Below are 16,763 nucleotides of genomic sequence, written 5' to 3' on the forward strand. Positions count from 1 at the left end.
GCGAAGGTCAAGGCGTTCGATCCCGTCGGCATGGAGCAGGCCAAGGGTGAGCTGCCGAACATCACCTATTGCGAGGATGCCTATTCCTGCGCGCAAGGCGCCGACGCGCTGGTCGTCGTCACCGAATGGGTGCAGTTCCGCGGCCTCGATCTCGACCGGCTGAAGAGCGTCATGGCGCAGCCCGTCGTCGTCGACCTCCGCAATATCTACAGCCCCGAAGACATGCGCGCGGCCGGCTTCACCTATGAGAGCGTCGGCCGCCCGTCGGCGCGGGGCTGACAGCGACACACGATTGTCATACCCCGCGAAGGCGGGGTATCCAGTACACACAGATCTCCGGAATGGCCGGGATCTAATTGACTGGATCGTCCGCCGCGCGCGGACGATGACGGACCGAGACTATTGCCCCGCACTTTCGACACGCCCCTCCCGATCGATGCCGTGCTCGACGATTTGTCGCGCACGCTGGAGGCGCACAACGCGGCCGTGCTGGTGGCTCCCCCGGGCGCCGGCAAGACCACGCGCGTGCCGCTGGCGCTGCTGGATGCGCCCTGGGCCAAAGGCAAAAAGATCATCGTGCTGGAGCCGCGCCGTATCGCCGCGCGCGCCAGCGCCGACCGCATGGCCAAGTCGCTCGGCGAGCGCACCGGGGAGACCGTCGGCTACCGCGTGCGGTTCGGCTCGAAGATCTCGCGCGCGACCCGCATCGAGGTCGTGACCGAAGGCATCTTCACGCGCCAGATCCTCGACGATCCTGAATTGTCAGGCGTTGCCGCTATCCTGTTCGACGAATTCCACGAGCGCTCGCTCGATGCCGACATGGGCCTCGCGCTGGCGCGCGATGCGCAAACCGGCCTGCGCGAGGATCTCCGCATCCTCGTGATGTCGGCCACGCTCGATGGCGCGCGTGTGGCAAAGCTGCTGGGCGAGGCGCCCGTCGTCGAAAGCGAGGGCCGCGCCTTTCCGGTCGAGACGCGCTATCTCGGCCGCAAGGCGGACGCACCGATCGAGCGGCAGATGGCGGATGCCATTGTCTCTGCGCTCCGCGCCGACAGCGGCTCGGTGCTGGCATTCCTGCCGGGCGCCGCCGAGATTCGCCGCACCCAGAATTTCCTTTCCGAGCGCGTGCAGGACGCCAGCATCGAGATCGTGCCGCTGTTCGGCGCGCTCGATGCCGCCGTGCAGGACCGCGCTATTGCTCCGGCGCCGAAGGGTACGCGAAAAGTGGTGCTGGCGACCTCGATCGCGGAGACCTCGCTGACCATCGAGGGCGTGCGCATCGTGGTCGATTCCGGTCTCGCCCGCGTGCCGCGCTACGAGCCCGACATTGGCCTGACCCGGCTCGAGACCGTGCGCGCCGCGCGCGCGGCGGTGGACCAGCGCCGCGGCCGCGCCGGCCGCACCGAGCCCGGCGTCTGCTACCGGCTCTGGGACGAGCCGCAGACGGCCTCGCTCGCGCCTTACACCCAGCCGGAAATCCTCAGCGCCGACCTGTCCTCGCTCGTGCTCGATCTCGCGCAATGGGGCGTCGCTGATCCCGCCGCGCTGTCCTTCCTCGATCCGCCGCCGCAGCCGGCCTGGAAAGAGGCAAAGAGCCTGCTCTCCGAGCTCAACGCGCTCGATACCGATGGCCGCATCACGGCGGAGGGCAAGAGCCTGCGCGCGCTGGCGTTGCCGCCACGGCTGGCGCGCATGATCGTGGATTCGCATCGCGCCGGCGAGGGCGAGGCCGCCGCCGAGATTGCGGCCATCATCACCGAGCGCGGGCTCGGCGGCGACAGTGTCGATCTCGAGCACCGGCGCGACCAGTTCCGCCGCGACCGCTCCCCGCGCGCCGCGAGCGCGCGCGATCTGGCGCGACGCTGGGCCTCGCAGGTGGCAGCGTCCGAGAAGGCGGGGCAACAGGAGGATCTCTCCACCGGCCTGATGCTGGCCTATGCCTTCCCGGACCGCGTCGCGCGCAATCGCGGCAATGGCAGCTTCGTGCTCGCCAATGGTCGCGGCGCCGCCGTGGAGCAGACGTCCTCGCTCGCCCGTGCGCCCTATATCGCAATCGGCGAGATGACGGGAACGGCGGCGAGCGGCCGCATCCTGCTTGCGGCGCAGATTACGCAGGACGAGATCGAGCTTCATTTCGCCGAGCATATCGGAACCGTCGACGAGATCTCCTTCGATCGCGGCGCGATGGCGCTGCGCGCACGGCGCAAGCGCGCGCTGCATGCGATCACGCTCTCCGAGGCCACGCTTGCCGTGTCGCCTTCGGAAGACACCGCGCGCATCTTTGCGGACGGACTGATTGCCGCGGGCCTCGACCGGCTGCCCTGGTCGAAAGCCGCCAAGCAATGGCGCGACCGCGTCATGTTCCTGCGCAAGGCCGAGGGCGACAGCTGGCCGGATCTGTCCGACGACGGCCTGATTGCGCGGCGCGACGACTGGCTGGTGCCGGCGCTCTACGACAAGATCGCGGTCAAGGACATCTCCGCCGGCGATCTCTCCGATGCGCTGATGGCGCTGTTGCCGTGGGAGATGCGCGCACGGCTCGACCGCGAGGCGCCGACCCATTTCGAGGCGCCGACGGGGAGCGTGCTCGCGATCGACTACGAGGCCGAGCAGGGGCCGACCATCGCGGTGCGTCTGCAGGAATTGTTCGGCCTCAACACCCATCCGTCAATCGCGGCCGGCAAGGTGCCCCTGGTGCTGGAATTGCTGTCGCCGGCACAGCGCCCGGTGCAGGTGACGCGCGACCTCCCCGGCTTCTGGCGCGGCAGCTACGCCGCCGTGCGCTCCGACCTGCGCGGCCGCTATCCGCGCCATCCCTGGCCGGACGATCCCGCGAGCGCACTGCCGACCCGGCGGGCGAAGCCGCGCGGGACGTGAGATGTCTTCTCCCTCGCCCCGCGCTTGCGGGGAGAGGGTTGGGGTGGGGGTTGTCTCCTCAGGCTCGTCTCCATCGATAGACCTGTACCCCCTCACCCGGATTGCTTCGCAATCCGACCTCTCCCCGCAGGCGGGGAGAGGTTTAAGTAGCCGCATTAACCGTACGCTCATCCTTTTCGCCAAAATGGCCAGGTTCTGGCCGCGGCTCCGCTCGCGGGCAGACGGGTTGCGTGGTGAAATCGAGCATTCCGGCTCGGAAGTGGTGTGATGCGTAACATTATGATCTTCGCGGCCATCATGATCGGCCTCGGCACCTTCATGGCGCAGATGGCGGACAAGATGAGCTCGGCGTCTGCCACCTCAGTGCCGCGCACGACAGTCGCTGTCGCCGCCGCAGCGCCGGCCGGAGGCCGCAGCCTCGCCATTTCCCGCGATGGCCGTGGTCACTTCCAGACCGAGGGCCGGATTGACGGACAGCGCATCGGCTTCATGGTCGACACCGGCGCCTCCGTCGTCGCGCTGAACGAGACATCGGCCGCCCGCTTCGGCCTGCGTCCCTCGCGCAGCGAATACAACGCCACCGTCTCCACCGCCAACGGCACCATCAAGGCCGCGCGCACCCGCATCGCCATGCTTGATGTCGGCGGCCTCATCGTGCGCGACGTCGATGCCATGGTGCTGCCCGACGAGGCATTGTCGGAAAACCTGCTCGGCCTGTCCTTCCTGTCCCGCCTCAAGCGCTTCGAATACGCCAACGGGCAGATGGTGCTGGAGCAGTAATACGCGTCATGCGCTCCCTGGCGCGCTGACGAACGGCCATTCGCACCAAATTTTTGAACGGAACGAGCGCAAGTCCCGCGCAAGATTGCGTTTCGCCGTTACCAAACTGCCGCAATTATCGGCCATAAGCCTTCATTCCCGCCTTCCGCTGCGGCCCGGCATTCGCTAAGGCTGCATCAATTCCTGCCCTTTTCACGAGACTGTATCAATGTTTCCCAAGCCGAAACCCGTCTTGCTGCCCAACACCTACGCCTTCGAATCCGAGCCGATGGTGAAGCCTACCGGCTTTCGCGAATACGACGCGCGCTGGTTGTTCCAGAAGGAAATCAACCTGATGGGTGTGCAGGCGCTCGGCATGGGCCTGGGCGCACTGATCGCCGAGCTCGGCGTCAAGCAGGAGATCGTCACGGGCCACGACTTCCGCGGCTATTCGGCCTCGATCAAATATGCGCTGATCTCCGGCCTGATGGCGGCCGGCTGTAAGGTGCATGACATCGGCCTTGCGGTGACGCCGATGGCCTATTTCGCGCAGTTCGACCTCGACGTGCCCTGCGTCGCCATGGTCACCGCCTCGCACAACGACAATGGCTGGACCGGCGTGAAGATGGGCGCCAACCGTCCGCTGACCTTCGGCCCCGACGAGATGACGCGGCTGAAGGAGATCGTCCTCAACGCCGAGTTCAAGAACAAGGCCGGCGGCGCCTACCAGTTCCACGAGAATTATCCAGCGCGCTACATCGCCGATCTCACCAATCGTCCGAAGCTGACGCGCAAGCTCAAGGTCGTCGCGGCCTGCGGCAACGGCACCGCCGGCGCGTTCGCGCCGCAGGTGTTGGAGGCGATCGGTTGCGAGGTGATCCCGCTCGACACCGAGCTCGACCACACCTTCCCGAAATACAATCCGAATCCAGAAGACATGGAGATGCTGCACGCGATCCGCGACGCGGTGCTGCATCACAAGGCCGATGTCGGGCTCGGCTTCGACGGTGACGGCGATCGCTGCGGTGTCGTCGACAACACCGGCGAGGAGATCTTTGCCGACAAGGTCGGCGTGATGCTGGCGCGCGACATGTCGGCGATCCACAAGGACGCGCAGTTCATCGTCGACGTGAAGTCCACCGGCCTCTTCATCACCGACCCGGTGCTGCAGAAGCAGGGGGCCAAGACCGCCTATTGGAAGACCGGCCATTCCTACATGAAGCGCCGCACCAACGAGACCGGCGCGCTCGCCGGCTTCGAGAAGTCGGGGCATTTCTTCTTCAACAAGCCGTATGGCCGCGGCTATGACGACGGCCTGGTGTCGGCGATCGCGATCTGCGACATGCTCGATCGCGCGCCCGGCAAGTCGATGGCGGACTTGAAGAACGCGCTGCCAAGAACCTGGTCGTCGCCGACCATGTCGCCGCATTGCGCCGACGAGGTCAAATACGGCGTCATCGACAAGGTGGTGAAGCATTTTGAAGGCCTGCAGGCCAAGGGCGCGAAGATCGGCGACCAGTCGATCCGCGATCTCGTCACCGTCAACGGCGTCCGCGTCACGGTCGAGGACGGCAGCTGGGGCCTGGTGCGCGCCTCCTCCAACAAGCCCGAACTCGTTGTCGTGGTCGAGAGCCCGGTCTCCGAGCAGCGCATGCACGACATGTTCGAGATGGTGAACAGCGTGCTGCGCACGCATCCCGAGGTCGGCGAGTACAATCAGACGATCTGAGCGCCTGCGCGCGCTCAGCCACCGGGCGGGCCGAACAGGGCGCGGAGCTTCGCGCCTGCGCCCTGCGCTTTCCAGGCATCGCCCAGCATCGCGATCCATTCGCCGAGCGCGATCCGGATCGGATTGAAGGATGCCGTTCCGCCAACGAGACCGAAGCGGAGCGGCTGGTCGGAGGGCTGCTCGGCAAAGGTCCCGAACAGGCGGTCGAATGCGATCAGGATGCCGCCATAGTTCTTGTCGAGGCACGGCTCGTTGCAGGCATGATGCACGCGATGGTGGCTCGGCGTGTTGAGCAGCCATTCGAGCACGCCGAGCGTCGGCGCGAAGTCGCTGTGGATGAAGAACTGGTAGAACAAATTGATCCCCAGCATCGACACGATCGCGAGGGGATGGAAGCCGAGCAGCGCGAGCGGCAGGAAGAATAGAAAATTGCCCGAGAGGTTGCCGGTCCAGCCGAGCCGGATCGCCGCGGTCAGGTTCAGCCGCGTCGTCGAGTGATGCACCGCATGCGTCGCCCACATCCAGCGAATCCGGTGCGAGGCGCGGTGCTGCCAGTAGTACAGGAACTCACTGCCGATGAATAAGCCGGCGAGCGCCGGCGGGCTGGTCTGCGCGAAGTCGAACAGGCGATGCTCGTACAGGAACGCGAACGGCACCGCGAGAATGCCGGCCTCGACCGCGCGTAGCAGGTTCTGCCCGAGGGCTACGCCGAACGATGCGACGCTTTCGCGCCAGTCGTGGGTCTCGCGATGCGCGAGCCGGCCGATGCCGTATTCGAGCAGCATCAGGCCGACCGCCGTCGCCAGGACCACGTGCCGCAGCGTCGGATCAAGCAGGAGTGAGGCGTAGCCCACAGCGTCCTCCTATTTCGGTGCGACGCCGGCGCTGACGGCGCTGTCCCTCAGCGCCTGAGCGCGGGGCAGGGCTTGTGCGCAGGTCGGGGTGAGCTGGCCGGCATGGGATTGCAGGCAGGCGAGGATGCGTCCGCCTCCCGGCGCGACATCGCTGCAAAGCCGGTCATAGTCGGCGCGGCAGGCCTGCATGACCGCTCGCGCTTCGCTCCGCATCTGCGGCGTGATCTGCATTTGCGGTTGGCTTTGGGCGAACGCGGACGTCGAGGCGCCGAGGGCGATGATGGCCACAGCTCGCGGCAGGAAACGGAAAATCGATGACACGGTGCTCATCCTTTCTGATCAGAGGTGATGGACCGTCGCCGCCCGGGGCAGGCGCGGCGACGGTCCGGCCCGCTCAGCGCGAAATCGTGCCGGTGCGGGTGTAGGTGTTGCCGGCCGGGCCGGTGCGGGTGACGTTGCGCGTGCAGCTTCCGTTGGCGCAGCTTCCCGTCGCGGTGACGCTGGAGGTGCCGCGCGGACCGGAGCCGGTCGCCGAGCGCGTCCAGGCATTGGCGTCGGCTGCGGCAGCAACCGACAGGGCGCCGATGACGAGGGAGGTGAGGAAGAACTTGGTCATGATCGTCGTCTCCTTGTGGGGCTGCCGTGAGCGGGAGCCGTGAGGAGGAGACTGGCGCTACGGCGTCTGCACCGCTTTGCAGGAGCGAAACGTTTGTTAGGGCTTTGTCGGCCCCGTGTAACACTATGTAACAGGTGCGCCGGCGCCCTTGCGCGACGCGTGCCGTTGCCCACAATGCAGCCATGAACACGCAAGCGGTCACGATTCTCATGGTTGAGGACGATCCAGAGATCAGCCGCCTCGTTGCCGACTTCATGCGACGCGAGGGGTTCGAGGTCGCCTGCGTCGCCGACGGCAAGGCGATGGACAACATGCTCCAGCGCGTGCGGCCCGACCTCGTCATCCTCGATCTGATGCTGCCGGGCGAGGACGGGCTCTCGATCTGCCGCCGCTTGCGCGCCGACGACTCTCTCCCGATCCTGATGCTGACCGCCAAGAGCGACGAGATCGATCGCGTCGTCGGCCTCGAGATGGGCGCGGACGATTACCTGACAAAACCGTTCGGGCCGCGCGAACTCTTGGCGCGCGTTCGTGCCATCCTGCGCCGCGCCAACGGGGCGCCGGCAAAGCCGCTGGTTCGGCGCTTCGCGTTCGACCGTTTTGTCATCGATCTCGACTCGCGCAGTGTCGAGACTGTCGAGAGCGAGGTCGTCGCGTTGCAATTGACGAGCGCGGAGTTCGACTTGCTCGGCTGCTTCGTGCAGCGCCCGCGCCGGGTGCTGACGCGCGACCAGATCCTCGACTGGACCCGCGGCCGTTCGGCTGAGCCGTTCGACCGCACCGTCGACATGCTGATCTCGCGGCTGCGACGCAAGCTCGACGGCGCAAGCCCCGGCTCGAACCTGATCACGACGGTGCGCAATGGCGGCTACCTGTTTACCGCGACCGTGAAGCAGGTGTCGTGATGCTGCGCGTCACGCTTGCCGCGCGACTGGCGCTGATCGGACTGGTGGGATTCACCGTGGTCGTCACCGTCATCCTGGCGATCTTTTATCGAACCACGGTGCACGAGAACGAGCTGACGCGGCCATCGCCGGCGCGGCTCGATGCGCTTGCAACGCTGCTCGAGCGCACGGCCGGCGACGCGCGGCAGGCCGTCCTCGACGCGGTGTCGTCGCCGCAATTCATGGCGCGCATCGTGCCGTCGGGCGCACCCGTCAGCGGCGAGACGCCGCCGCAGCAGGAGCAGTTGCGCGAGACCTATGCGGCCGGCCTTGCGGGCCGCCCCGTCGAGATCGTGTCCCCGCCCGATCATCGCGCCAGCCGATTGTTTCCCCGTCTCGCGCGGCTGATGGCCAATGCGGTCGAGTTCCGCATCGGACTGCGCAGCGGCGATCTGCTGGTCATCGACGCCTATACCCGCCTGCCGGTGACCCCGTTCGGCCTGCCCGTCGGCTTCGGCGCGGGCCTGTTCGGCTCGATCGTGGCGCTGCTGGCGCTTCTCGTCATGCAGCGCGAGACGCGGCCGCTGGCGCGGCTTGCCGCGGCGGTCGACCGCGTCGATTTGTCGGCCGATCCGCCGCCGCTGCCGGATGCGCGGCGCAGCGCGCCGGAGATCCGCGCCGTCATCGCCGCGTTCAACCGCTTGCAGGCGCGGCTCGCCGAGATGCTGCGCGCGCGCATGACGCTGGTCGGCGGCATCGCCCATGACGTCAGGACGTTTGCGACACGGCTGCGGCTGCGCGTCGAGCACATCCCCGACGATGCCGAGCGGCAGCGCGCGGTCGCTGATATCGACGACATGATCCGGCTGCTCGACGATGCGCTGCTGTCGACGCGGGCCGGCGCCGGCGGGCTGTCGCAGGAGATGGTGGAACTGGCTGCGCTGATCGCCGTCGAGGTGCACGACCGGCGCGTTCAGGGCAAGCCGGTCGATCTGGTGACGGACGAGCGCGCCCGGAATGCCGTCGTGCTCGGCGACCGGCTGGCGCTGCGGCGTATCCTCGCCAACATCATCGACAACGCGCTTGCTTACGGCCACGCGGCGCATGTGCGCACGGCCCTGAAGGACGGTGCCGTCGTCGTGTCGATCGACGACGAGGGGCCGGGCATTCCCGCCGATCAGCGTCAGACCGTGCTGGAGCCGTTCCATCGGCTGGAGAAATCGCGCAATCGCGCGACCGGCGGCGCCGGCCTCGGCCTCGCCGTGGTCCGCAATTTGGTCGAAGCCCATGGCGGCACGATCGAGATCGGGGCGGCCCCGGGCGGAGGCACGCGCGTCAATCTCGCGCTCCCGGTCTTTCAGACGGCGTGAAGCGTTTTCGAGCGAAGTGGATACCGGTTCACGTGAAGAAAACGCGTCAAAACAATAACCGCGCGTCAGGCCGCCACCACCGCCGGGATCGGCAGCGCCGTGACCGACTTGATCTTCTCCATCGCGAAGCGCGAGGTGACGTTCTTCAGTGGCACGGCGCTGATCAGCTTCTTGTAGAAGATGTCATAGGCGTGCATGTCCGCGACCACGACGCGCAGCATGTAATCGACGTCGCCGGCCATGCGATAAAACTCCATCACTTCCGGCATGGCGCTGACGGCCTCCGCGAACCGCTTCAGCCAGGCGTCCGAATGGTCGGCGCTCTCGACCGACACGAACACAGAGATACCGAGCCCGATCTTGTTCTGGTCGACGAGGGCGACCCGCTTCAGAATCACGCCATCGGCCTCCAGGCGCTGGATGCGCTTCCAGCAGGGGGTCGAGGACAGCCCGACGCGGTCGCCGATTTCGGCGACGGACAGGGAGGCATCTTCCTGGAGTACCATCAGGATCTTGCGGTCGATGGCGTCGAGGCGGCGGCTGGTCTCGGGGATCTGGACAGCGGCATCAGTCATTTGAAGAACTTTGTTCCATTTCAGGGGCAGATTTCCCTGATATAGAGAAAATCCTTCCACCACAAGCCCATAATCTCGGCGTAACGGTGGAATCGCTCTAGGGTTGACCGCACAAAAACTCTTCAACTTCAATGCGTTGCGGGGCAGCCAGGCCCCCGCCGTGACGGGTGCATTTCAGCGCTGCGGCGGCCGCGGCGAATCGCAGCGCCTCCCGCACTCCCTTACCCTCGGCAAGGCGAAGCGCGAATGCGCCATGGAAGACGTCGCCGGCGCCAAGCGTATCGACGGCCTGGACCGGGAAGGCCGGGGTCTCCTCCAGCGCGCCCGCCTCGTCCAGCCAGATCGTGCCCTGCGGGCCGCGGGTGGCGGCGAGGAAGGCCGGGGTCAGGCTTGCCAGGAGCTTCAAGGCCTCGCCGTCATTGGCGATGCCGGCCGTCTCCTGCACCTGCTCGCTCGAGAACAGCAGGTGCGAGGCAGCGGTGAGCAGCCCGTCCTGCAACGACATCGCGCGGTCGACGCCGGCTACGACGGCAATGCCGCGCCGACGTGCCTCAGCGCAGAGGTCTACGCAGAACGATGCGCAGCGGCTCTCGACCAGAACCGCCCGGCAATCGGCGAGCAGCTTGTCGGCGTCGGGCAGCTTCACCGTCCACAGCGCAGGATCGCGATAGATGGTCAGCGTCCGTTCGCCTGTCGCATCGATGATGATCGCAGAGACGGGCGTGGTCGCGCCCGGCATACGCAGGATATGGCCGGTCTCGATGCCCTCGGCGGCCATCCGCTCAAGAATGAAGCCGCTCGATGTTTCACCGGCATCGCCCATCGGCCCCGCGAACGAAACGCGGCCGCCAAGCCGCGCGATGGCGATCGCAGCATTGAGCGCATTGCCGCCGCAGATCTCCGCAAGATGCGTGGCGTTCGCCTTGCTGCCGCGCGCGGGCACGGCCTCGACGCGAAAGGTCAGATCGCGCACGGGAATGCCGATGCAGAGGATGCGCGGCGCGATCACGGCTGGCGCCATCGGCGGTTAGCCCTTGTCGTGCACCCAGCGGCCGAGCAGGTGATGGGCAATCGCAAAGGGATGCGGGCCGGCGAGCCCGTCCGGATGCGTCCGCGTCAGCATCTTCGCCGCTTCCTCGCGCGTGAACCAGCGCGCGTCTTCCAGCTCGGAATGGTCGACGACGATGTCCTCGCTCACGGCCCGCGCACTGCAGCCGATCATCAGCGACGACGGATAGGGCCAGGGCTGCGTCATGTAATATTGCACGTCGGTGCAACGAATCCCGGATTCTTCGAGGATCTCGCGGCGCACCGCGTCCTCGATCGTTTCGGCCGCCTCGACGAAGCCGGCGAGGCAGGAATACATGCCGGGCGGGAAGTGCTTCTGGCGGCCGAGCAGGCATTTTTCGCCCGAGGCGACGTGCATGATCACCACAGGATCGGTGCGCGGAAAATGCTCGGCCTTGCAAGCAGGGCATTCGCGCTTCCAGCCGCCTTCCTTCATCGCGCTGCGCGCGCCGCAATTGGCGCAATAGCCGTGGCGTTGATGCCAGCCCACCATCGACTTCGCCATTGCGATCGCGGACAGCTCGTCGGGCGGGATCGCGCCCTGCATCGCCATGCCGCGCAGCTCGGTGACGGTGTAGTCCTCGCGCCCGATCAGCTTTTCGGCGGCAGCCTGCGGCATGCCCATGCCGAACATTGCCGCGCCGTCGCGCAGGCCCAAAAAGATCGTGCCGGGATTGGCGCCGCATTTCAGCGCCTCGTCGATCGAGAGCAGCGCGCGCACCTTGTCGCCCTCACGCTTCACCAGCAGCGAGTCGCGGTAGACGACATAGGCGCGCGAGGACGGTTTTTGCTCCAGCGCGAACAGCTTTTCATCGTCGCGGCGCAGATGCGCGGCGCGGTCGAGGACGTTGGTGACGAAGGCCGGCTGCCCCAGCGGAAATGCGTCGAATGCTGACATTGTTATTCTTTCAACCCAACCAGATTTTTCGGCGAAGCGCGCTGATGAAATTCTGAACTTCAGTGGCGTCATGAGCCAGAGGCGGCATCACGCCCCACACCGGCCGCGGCCAAGCCGCGTCACTGGTGCGGCGCGCGATGATGTGGACGTGCAGCTGCGGCACGAGATTGCCGAGCGCTGCGACATTGAGCTTGTCGCATTTGGTGATCTCCTTCAGCGCGCGCGAGACGCGGGAGATCTCGGTCATCAGCTGCGCTTGCTGGACCTCGTCGAGATCGATGATCTCGACCGCATCGGGTCGCCGCGGCACCAGCAGCAGCCAGGGATAATGTGCGTCCTTGATGACCAGCACCTTCGACAGCGGTAGATCGCCGATGTCGATGGTGTCCTCTTTCAGGCGGGAGTGCAGCGACCAGGCGGGTTCGGACATATGAGTTTCCGGATGGCCCGATGGGCGGGCTTGTTTGGTGCGACCATACGATACGGGGTCTGATTGGGGAAGGATGGCAACTGCATACGCGCTCGTCGTCCCGGACAAGCGCGCCCAAGGCGCGCGCTGCTCCGGGACCCATAACCACAGGGAGTGGTTGCTACGCGAGCTGATAACTCCGAATCTTCGCCAAACTCGATCCTGTGGTTATGGGTCCCGGGCTGCGCTGACGCTTGCCCGGGACGACAGCGAGGTTGTGGCGCCTCTTTACGCCTCCGCCAGCACCCGCGCATTGGCGCGGACGGAGGCTTCGCTGACGCGGATGCCGAGGCCGGGGCCGTCGGGCACCACGACGTGGCCGGCGCGGTTGGCGACGCGTTCCTCCAGCACGTCCTCGGTCAGCACGTGGTGCGGCATGTAGAATTCGCAGCCGAGCGAGATGCCCGGTGTGGCTGCGATCAGCTGCGTGCCGGCGGCAAGCCCGATGCCGCCCTCCCACAGCGTGCCGCCATAGCCGGGCAGGCCGGCGATGTCGGCGATCGCCATGATCGCCTGCGCCTCGAACAGGCCGCCGGCCTTCATCAGCTTGATCGAGACGACGTCCGCCGCCTCGCGGCGCACCACCTCCATCATGTCGCGGCGGTCGAAGCAGCTTTCGTCTGCGAGCACGGGCGTCTCCAGCGCCGCGGTGAGCTGCGCCATCACGTCGAGATATTTGCGCGGCACCGGCTGCTCGATGAAGGTCGGCGCGAACTCTTCGACGTCGCGCAGGATCTTGATGGCACCGAACGGCGCCAGCGCCTGGTTGTAGTCGACGCGCAGATCGACCTTGTCGCCGAATTCCTTTCGGATCGCTTCGAGATGATCGAGGTCCTCGCGATGCGGCTTCACACCGGTCTTGACCTTGTAGATGACGTTGCCGTCCGGAACCATCTTTCGCATGCGCTCGAGGTCGGCGGCGAAATCCGGATCGGCGATCGAGAAGGAGAGGGGGATGGTGTCGCGCACGCGGCCGCCGAGCAGGTCGGCGACGGACAGTCCCGACGACTTGCCGACAATGTCGAGCAGCGCCATCTCGATTCCGACCTTGGCTTCGGCGTGTCCGACCAGCGCGCGGTCGAGTTCCGCCATCAGCGCGCGGATGCGGCGCACGGATTTTCCGCGCACGATGGGACGCAGATAGATGTCGAGCGCGGAGAACGCAGCCTCGGGCGTGCCGGTAAACACCTCCCAAGGGGCCGCCTCGCCCCAGCCGACGACGCCGTCGCTCGAGGTGAGCTCGATCAGCACGCGCTTCACGGTGCCCTTGACGTTGCCGACGCCCTGCAGGCGCGCCATCTTGATCGGGCTTTCGATCAGGAACAGCCTGATGCGTTCGACGGTTGCTTCGGTCATGTCAGGCCTCCATTGACGTGCCAGACCTGGCCGGTGACGTAGGACGCCTTCGGTGATGCCAGGAAGGCGATGATTTCGGCGACTTCCTCCGGCCGCCCGCGGCGGCGCATCGGGATCAGTGCTTCGGTTGCGGCGATCTGCTCGGGCGAGAGCCGGCTCTCGCTCGGCTTGTCCTTGACGATCAGGCCCGGCGACACCGCATTGACGGTGATGCCATCTTTCGCAAGCTCCATCGCGGTGAGGCGCACCAGCGCTTCCAGTGCGGAGCGGCTTGCGGCGGTCGCGGCGAAGGGAGCGAATTCGGGACGGATCGCATGTGCGACGAAGGACGACACTGCGACGATCCGCGCATCGCTCCCGGCACGCAGCAGCGGCAGCGCGGCGTCAACGAGCCGCGTGAAGGCCAGCGCCGATTCATCCATGGCCTTGCGGAATTCATCCGCGGGCGTGCCGATGGCGCTGCCGCGGCGGGCGTGGCCGCCGACGAGAACCAATCCATCGAGCCGGCCGAAGGCGGCTTGCGCGGCGGCAATGGCGTTAGCGGCAGCAGCCTCTTCGGCGAGGTCGCCGAGGCATTTTGCGACGACGGCGCCTTTCGCTTCGGCCTCCGCGGCGGTGGCGTCGAGACCTTCGGCGTTGGAGCGCGTGTGCAGAAGCAGCGCGGTGCCGGGGGCCGCGAGCAGCTTGGCGGTGGCGCGGCCGATGCCGCTGGCGGCACCTGTGACGAGATAGACGCGATCGATGTTTGGCATCACGATGCTGGCGTGGCCGGCGGCAATGCGCCGGTGCGGTGGAAATGGCTGAGGAAGGCGCGTGTGGCGGCTTCCCTTGGATTGTCGATCACCTGCCGCGCCGGGCCTTCCTCGACCACGACGCCGTCGCGCATGAAGATCAGGCGGTCGGCAACTTCGCGGGCAAACGCGATCTCGTGGGTCACGATCACCATGGTCATGCCCTCGGAGGCAAGGCGCTGCATCACGTTCAGCACCTCGCCGACGAGCTCGGGATCGAGCGCCGAGGTCGCCTCGTCGAACAGCATGACGTCAGGCTCCATCGCCAGCGCGCGTGCGATCGCGACGCGCTGCTTCTGCCCGCCGGAGAGCGTCGCTGGATACTGATCTGCCTTTTCCGCGAGGCCCACCTTGGCAAGCTGCGCCCGCGCAAGCTTCTCGGCGTCGGCCTTCGCCATGCGGCGCACCGTCACGGGACCCTCCATCACGTTCTGGAGCGTCGTCATATGCGGGAACAGGTTGAAGTGCTGGAACACCATGCCGGTGGTCGCGCGAAACCTTGCCAGCGTCTTCACATCGGGCAGCTTTGCGCCCTCGCCGAACGCAAAGCTTGTGTCGCCGACGCGGACGCTGCCGCCGTCGGGCACGACCAGCAGGTTGATGCAGCGGAGCAGCGTCGATTTACCGGAGCCCGATGGCCCGATCAGCGCGACGACGCCGCCCTTGGCGACGTCGAGATTGATGTTCTTCAGGACCTCGTTGCTGCCAAAGCTCTTGCGCAGGCTGCGGATCTCGATCTTCGTTGTGTCGCTCATTCGCTGACCGCCAGTCGCTTCTCGCCGCGCCGGACGATGATGGTGAGCGGAATCAGGATCGCGGCATAGGCGACCGCAACCGCGGTGTAGGTTTCCAGCGGCCGGTAGCTGTCATGGGCGGCGACCTGGCTCTGATACACAAGGTCCGGCACCGCCAGCACCGAAACCAGCGAGGTGTTCTTGAACTGGATGATCGACTGGTTCATCAGCGCCGGGATCATGCGCTTGATCGCCTGCGGCAGCACGATGCGACGCATGGTCTGGATCGGCGTCATGCCGAGCGCGGCACCGGCCTCCGACTGGCCGCTGTCGATCGAGACGATGCCGCCGCGAATGATCTCCGAATAGAACGAGCCGCCATAGAGCGAGAGCGCCAGCGCCGAGGCGGTGATCGGCGTCATCTCGACACCGGCGAGAATCGGCAGTGCGTAGTAGAACCAGATCAGCTGCACCAGGATCGGCGTGCAGCGAAATGCCTCGATGAAAGCCAGCGCGGTCAGCCGCAGCGCCCTGAAGCGCGACAGGCTGCCGAATGCGCCGAGCAGGCCGAATAGCAGCCCGCAGACGACGATGACCACGGTGAAGCCGACGGTGACGCCGAGCCCGTTGAGAAAGAGCCAGCGATAGCTCCAGAGGATGCCGAAGTCCCACTGATACATATTCTTTCGGACCTCAGTCGCGACGAAGTTTGGTTTGGCAGAGCGGCAGTCTCACTGCACCTCTCCCGCTTGCGGGAGAGGTCGGTGCGCGTCAGCGCGCCGGGTGAGGGCTCTCTCCTCTGGGGGAGTCCCTTTGTGGAAGCACCCTCTCCCCGACCCTCCCCCGCAAGCGGGGGAGGGGGCGGAGCGGAGTCCGCGGGGCGAGCCAGCCTCGAACATCACCTTACAACGACACGCCCGGCGGAATGTCCGCTTCGGTCACGCCCACGAGCTCCATGTTGGTGATGATCGCGTTGCGGATGAAGCCGAGGCCCTTGTTGAAGTCGATCCAGGTGTTGACGTAGTCGCGCCAGGTCTTGTCGGCCTCGCGGCGGAAGCCGGCGTTCGAGGTCGTCGCGAAGATAGGCGTCGGCAGCACGAACTGGCCGAGCGAGGGGTTCTTCTTCAGCACGGTCAGCGACAGCATGGTGATCAGGCACTGCGCGTCGACGCGGCCGGTTTGCAGCGCGGCGGTGGCATCATCGGCGGTCTTGAGCCGGGTGATCTGCGCCTTCGGCGTCAGGCGGCTGACGACCTGGTCGTGCGAAGAGCCCTGGTCGACCGCGATCTTGATGTCGGGCGAGTTCAGCTCGGCCCAGCTCTTCGGCTTGAAGTCCTTCTTGCAGAGAATGCCGAAGGCGTTGTTGAAGACCGGCACCGAGAAGTCGACCACCAGCGCGCGCTTCGGGGTCGGGTTGAGGCCGAAGAAGATGTCGATCTTGTTGGACTGCAGGTCGAGCACCGAATTGCCCCAGGTGGTCTCGGTGATCTCGAGCTCGGCCTCCATGTCGTCGGCAAGCCCCTTGGCAATGTCGATGTAGAAGCCCTTCCACTGGCCGGTGGCGAGGTCCTTCATGTAGTAGGGCGCGCCGCCGCCGACCGCGCCGATCCGCATCTTCTTGGTCCGGCGGATGCGGGCGAAGGTCGATTCGTTCGGATCGGCGGTCTGGGCCACGGCCGGCGCCGCCAGCGCGGCCGCGGTCACGGCGCCAAGTCCGACAATCGATGCAACATCACGACGTGTAACCATTGGGATCAATCGCTTTTCTGGTTGGATGGAGTTC

18 protein-coding genes are annotated in these 16,763 nt (G+C 66.4%); 6 read left to right on the forward strand and 12 right to left on the reverse strand.

Features of this window, described 5'->3' with window-relative positions:
- The 4 genes from JQ635_RS24145 to JQ635_RS24160 all read left to right on the forward strand — a co-directional run.
- Positions 1-279 (forward strand): UDP binding domain-containing protein (locus tag JQ635_RS24145; RefSeq protein WP_283826898.1); only part of this gene is annotated, 279 nt, incomplete at its 5' end.
- A 123-nt stretch (positions 280-402) separates the two neighbouring features.
- The gene (gene hrpB / locus JQ635_RS24150; protein ID WP_211412283.1) at positions 403-2,877 is read left to right on the forward strand and encodes an ATP-dependent helicase HrpB; all 2,475 of its coding nucleotides are present in this window, start codon (positions 403-405) and stop codon (positions 2,875-2,877) included.
- Positions 2,878-3,144: 267 nt separating this feature from the next.
- Positions 3,145-3,657 (forward strand): TIGR02281 family clan AA aspartic protease, encoded by a 513-nt coding sequence (locus JQ635_RS24155; protein ID WP_211412284.1) that lies wholly within the window; start codon positions 3,145-3,147, stop codon positions 3,655-3,657.
- Positions 3,658-3,865: 208 nt separating this feature from the next.
- The gene (locus tag JQ635_RS24160) at positions 3,866-5,365 is read left to right on the forward strand and encodes a phosphomannomutase/phosphoglucomutase (protein WP_211412285.1); all 1,500 of its coding nucleotides are present in this window, start codon (positions 3,866-3,868) and stop codon (positions 5,363-5,365) included.
- A 14-nt stretch (positions 5,366-5,379) separates the two neighbouring features.
- Here the strand turns inward: JQ635_RS24160 and JQ635_RS24165 are convergent, their stop codons facing one another.
- The 3 genes from JQ635_RS24165 to JQ635_RS24175 form a co-directional block, all read right to left on the reverse strand.
- Positions 5,380-6,219, reverse strand: a complete 840-nt coding sequence (locus JQ635_RS24165; RefSeq protein WP_211412286.1) for a sterol desaturase family protein — start codon at positions 6,217-6,219, stop codon at positions 5,380-5,382.
- 9 nt (positions 6,220-6,228) lie between these two features.
- Positions 6,229-6,540, reverse strand: a complete 312-nt coding sequence (locus tag JQ635_RS24170; RefSeq protein ID WP_349631881.1) for a cysteine rich repeat-containing protein — start codon at positions 6,538-6,540, stop codon at positions 6,229-6,231.
- A gap of 73 nt (positions 6,541-6,613) precedes the next feature.
- Positions 6,614-6,835, reverse strand: coding sequence for a hypothetical protein (locus JQ635_RS24175; RefSeq protein WP_211412288.1), 222 nt, complete (start codon positions 6,833-6,835; stop codon positions 6,614-6,616).
- Between the two features lie 182 nt (positions 6,836-7,017).
- Here JQ635_RS24175 and JQ635_RS24180 point away from each other — a divergent pair, with 182 nt between their 5' ends.
- Positions 7,018-7,740 (forward strand): response regulator, encoded by a 723-nt coding sequence (locus tag JQ635_RS24180; RefSeq protein WP_211412289.1) that lies wholly within the window; start codon positions 7,018-7,020, stop codon positions 7,738-7,740.
- The gene (locus JQ635_RS24185; protein ID WP_211412290.1) at positions 7,740-9,089 is read left to right on the forward strand and encodes a sensor histidine kinase; all 1,350 of its coding nucleotides are present in this window, start codon (positions 7,740-7,742) and stop codon (positions 9,087-9,089) included. The genes JQ635_RS24180 and JQ635_RS24185 overlap by 1 nt, the downstream gene beginning before the upstream one ends.
- A gap of 65 nt (positions 9,090-9,154) precedes the next feature.
- Here JQ635_RS24185 and JQ635_RS24190 read toward each other — a convergent pair whose 3' ends face one another.
- The 9 genes from JQ635_RS24190 to JQ635_RS24230 form a co-directional block, all read right to left on the reverse strand.
- The gene (locus JQ635_RS24190) at positions 9,155-9,664 is read right to left on the reverse strand and encodes an Lrp/AsnC family transcriptional regulator (protein WP_080137704.1); all 510 of its coding nucleotides are present in this window, start codon (positions 9,662-9,664) and stop codon (positions 9,155-9,157) included.
- A gap of 97 nt (positions 9,665-9,761) precedes the next feature.
- On the reverse strand, positions 9,762-10,685 hold the full coding sequence (locus JQ635_RS24195) for a sugar kinase (RefSeq protein WP_211412291.1): 924 nt from the start codon (positions 10,683-10,685) through the stop codon (positions 9,762-9,764).
- Positions 10,686-10,691: 6 nt separating this feature from the next.
- Entirely contained in the window at positions 10,692-11,630 is a 939-nt protein-coding gene (gene nudC / locus JQ635_RS24200) for an NAD(+) diphosphatase (RefSeq protein WP_211412292.1), read from the reverse strand.
- A 10-nt stretch (positions 11,631-11,640) separates the two neighbouring features.
- Complete coding sequence (locus tag JQ635_RS24205; protein ID WP_211412293.1) at positions 11,641-12,060, reverse strand: HIT domain-containing protein; 420 nt, start codon at positions 12,058-12,060, stop codon at positions 11,641-11,643.
- 267 nt (positions 12,061-12,327) lie between these two features.
- Positions 12,328-13,455 (reverse strand): muconate cycloisomerase family protein, encoded by a 1,128-nt coding sequence (locus tag JQ635_RS24210; protein ID WP_211412294.1) that lies wholly within the window; start codon positions 13,453-13,455, stop codon positions 12,328-12,330.
- Complete coding sequence (locus tag JQ635_RS24215; RefSeq protein WP_211412295.1) at positions 13,452-14,207, reverse strand: SDR family NAD(P)-dependent oxidoreductase; 756 nt, start codon at positions 14,205-14,207, stop codon at positions 13,452-13,454. Before JQ635_RS24215 ends, JQ635_RS24210 begins: the two co-directional genes overlap by 4 nt.
- On the reverse strand, positions 14,207-15,001 hold the full coding sequence (locus tag JQ635_RS24220) for an amino acid ABC transporter ATP-binding protein (protein ID WP_211412296.1): 795 nt from the start codon (positions 14,999-15,001) through the stop codon (positions 14,207-14,209). The genes JQ635_RS24215 and JQ635_RS24220 overlap by 1 nt, the downstream gene beginning before the upstream one ends.
- Positions 14,998-15,660, reverse strand: a complete 663-nt coding sequence (locus tag JQ635_RS24225) for an amino acid ABC transporter permease (RefSeq protein WP_211412297.1) — start codon at positions 15,658-15,660, stop codon at positions 14,998-15,000. The genes JQ635_RS24220 and JQ635_RS24225 overlap by 4 nt, the downstream gene beginning before the upstream one ends.
- A gap of 223 nt (positions 15,661-15,883) precedes the next feature.
- Positions 15,884-16,729 (reverse strand): transporter substrate-binding domain-containing protein, encoded by an 846-nt coding sequence (locus JQ635_RS24230; protein ID WP_211412298.1) that lies wholly within the window; start codon positions 16,727-16,729, stop codon positions 15,884-15,886.
- Positions 16,730-16,763: the final 34 nt, after the last annotated feature.

Origin of the sequence: Bradyrhizobium iriomotense, from assembly GCF_018130765.1 — a bacterium.
Taxonomy (GTDB): Bacteria; Pseudomonadota; Alphaproteobacteria; order Rhizobiales; family Xanthobacteraceae; genus Bradyrhizobium; species Bradyrhizobium iriomotense_A.

What these genes read in the sequence shown, in the direction of transcription:
- JQ635_RS24155 (WP_211412284.1), top strand. Translation starts at nt 3,145, where the DNA reads ATGCGTAACATTATGATCTTCGCGGCCATCATGATCGGCCTCGGCACC.
- JQ635_RS24160 (WP_211412285.1), top strand. Translation starts at nt 3,866, where the DNA reads ATGTTTCCCAAGCCGAAACCCGTCTTGCTGCCCAACACCTACGCCTTC.
- JQ635_RS24175 (WP_211412288.1), bottom strand. Translation starts at nt 6,835, where the DNA reads ATGACCAAGTTCTTCCTCACCTCCCTCGTCATCGGCGCCCTGTCGGTT.
- JQ635_RS24180 (WP_211412289.1), top strand. Translation starts at nt 7,018, where the DNA reads ATGAACACGCAAGCGGTCACGATTCTCATGGTTGAGGACGATCCAGAG.
- JQ635_RS24185 (WP_211412290.1), top strand. Translation starts at nt 7,740, where the DNA reads ATGCTGCGCGTCACGCTTGCCGCGCGACTGGCGCTGATCGGACTGGTG.
- JQ635_RS24190 (WP_080137704.1), bottom strand. Translation starts at nt 9,664, where the DNA reads ATGACTGATGCCGCTGTCCAGATCCCCGAGACCAGCCGCCGCCTCGAC.
- JQ635_RS24195 (WP_211412291.1), bottom strand. Translation starts at nt 10,685, where the DNA reads ATGGCGCCAGCCGTGATCGCGCCGCGCATCCTCTGCATCGGCATTCCC.
- nudC (WP_211412292.1), bottom strand. Translation starts at nt 11,630, where the DNA reads ATGTCAGCATTCGACGCATTTCCGCTGGGGCAGCCGGCCTTCGTCACC.
- JQ635_RS24205 (WP_211412293.1), bottom strand. Translation starts at nt 12,060, where the DNA reads ATGTCCGAACCCGCCTGGTCGCTGCACTCCCGCCTGAAAGAGGACACC.
- JQ635_RS24210 (WP_211412294.1), bottom strand. Translation starts at nt 13,455, where the DNA reads ATGACCGAAGCAACCGTCGAACGCATCAGGCTGTTCCTGATCGAAAGC.
- JQ635_RS24215 (WP_211412295.1), bottom strand. Translation starts at nt 14,207, where the DNA reads ATGCCAAACATCGATCGCGTCTATCTCGTCACAGGTGCCGCCAGCGGC.
- JQ635_RS24220 (WP_211412296.1), bottom strand. Translation starts at nt 15,001, where the DNA reads ATGAGCGACACAACGAAGATCGAGATCCGCAGCCTGCGCAAGAGCTTT.
- JQ635_RS24225 (WP_211412297.1), bottom strand. Translation starts at nt 15,660, where the DNA reads ATGTATCAGTGGGACTTCGGCATCCTCTGGAGCTATCGCTGGCTCTTT.
- JQ635_RS24230 (WP_211412298.1), bottom strand. Translation starts at nt 16,729, where the DNA reads ATGGTTACACGTCGTGATGTTGCATCGATTGTCGGACTTGGCGCCGTG.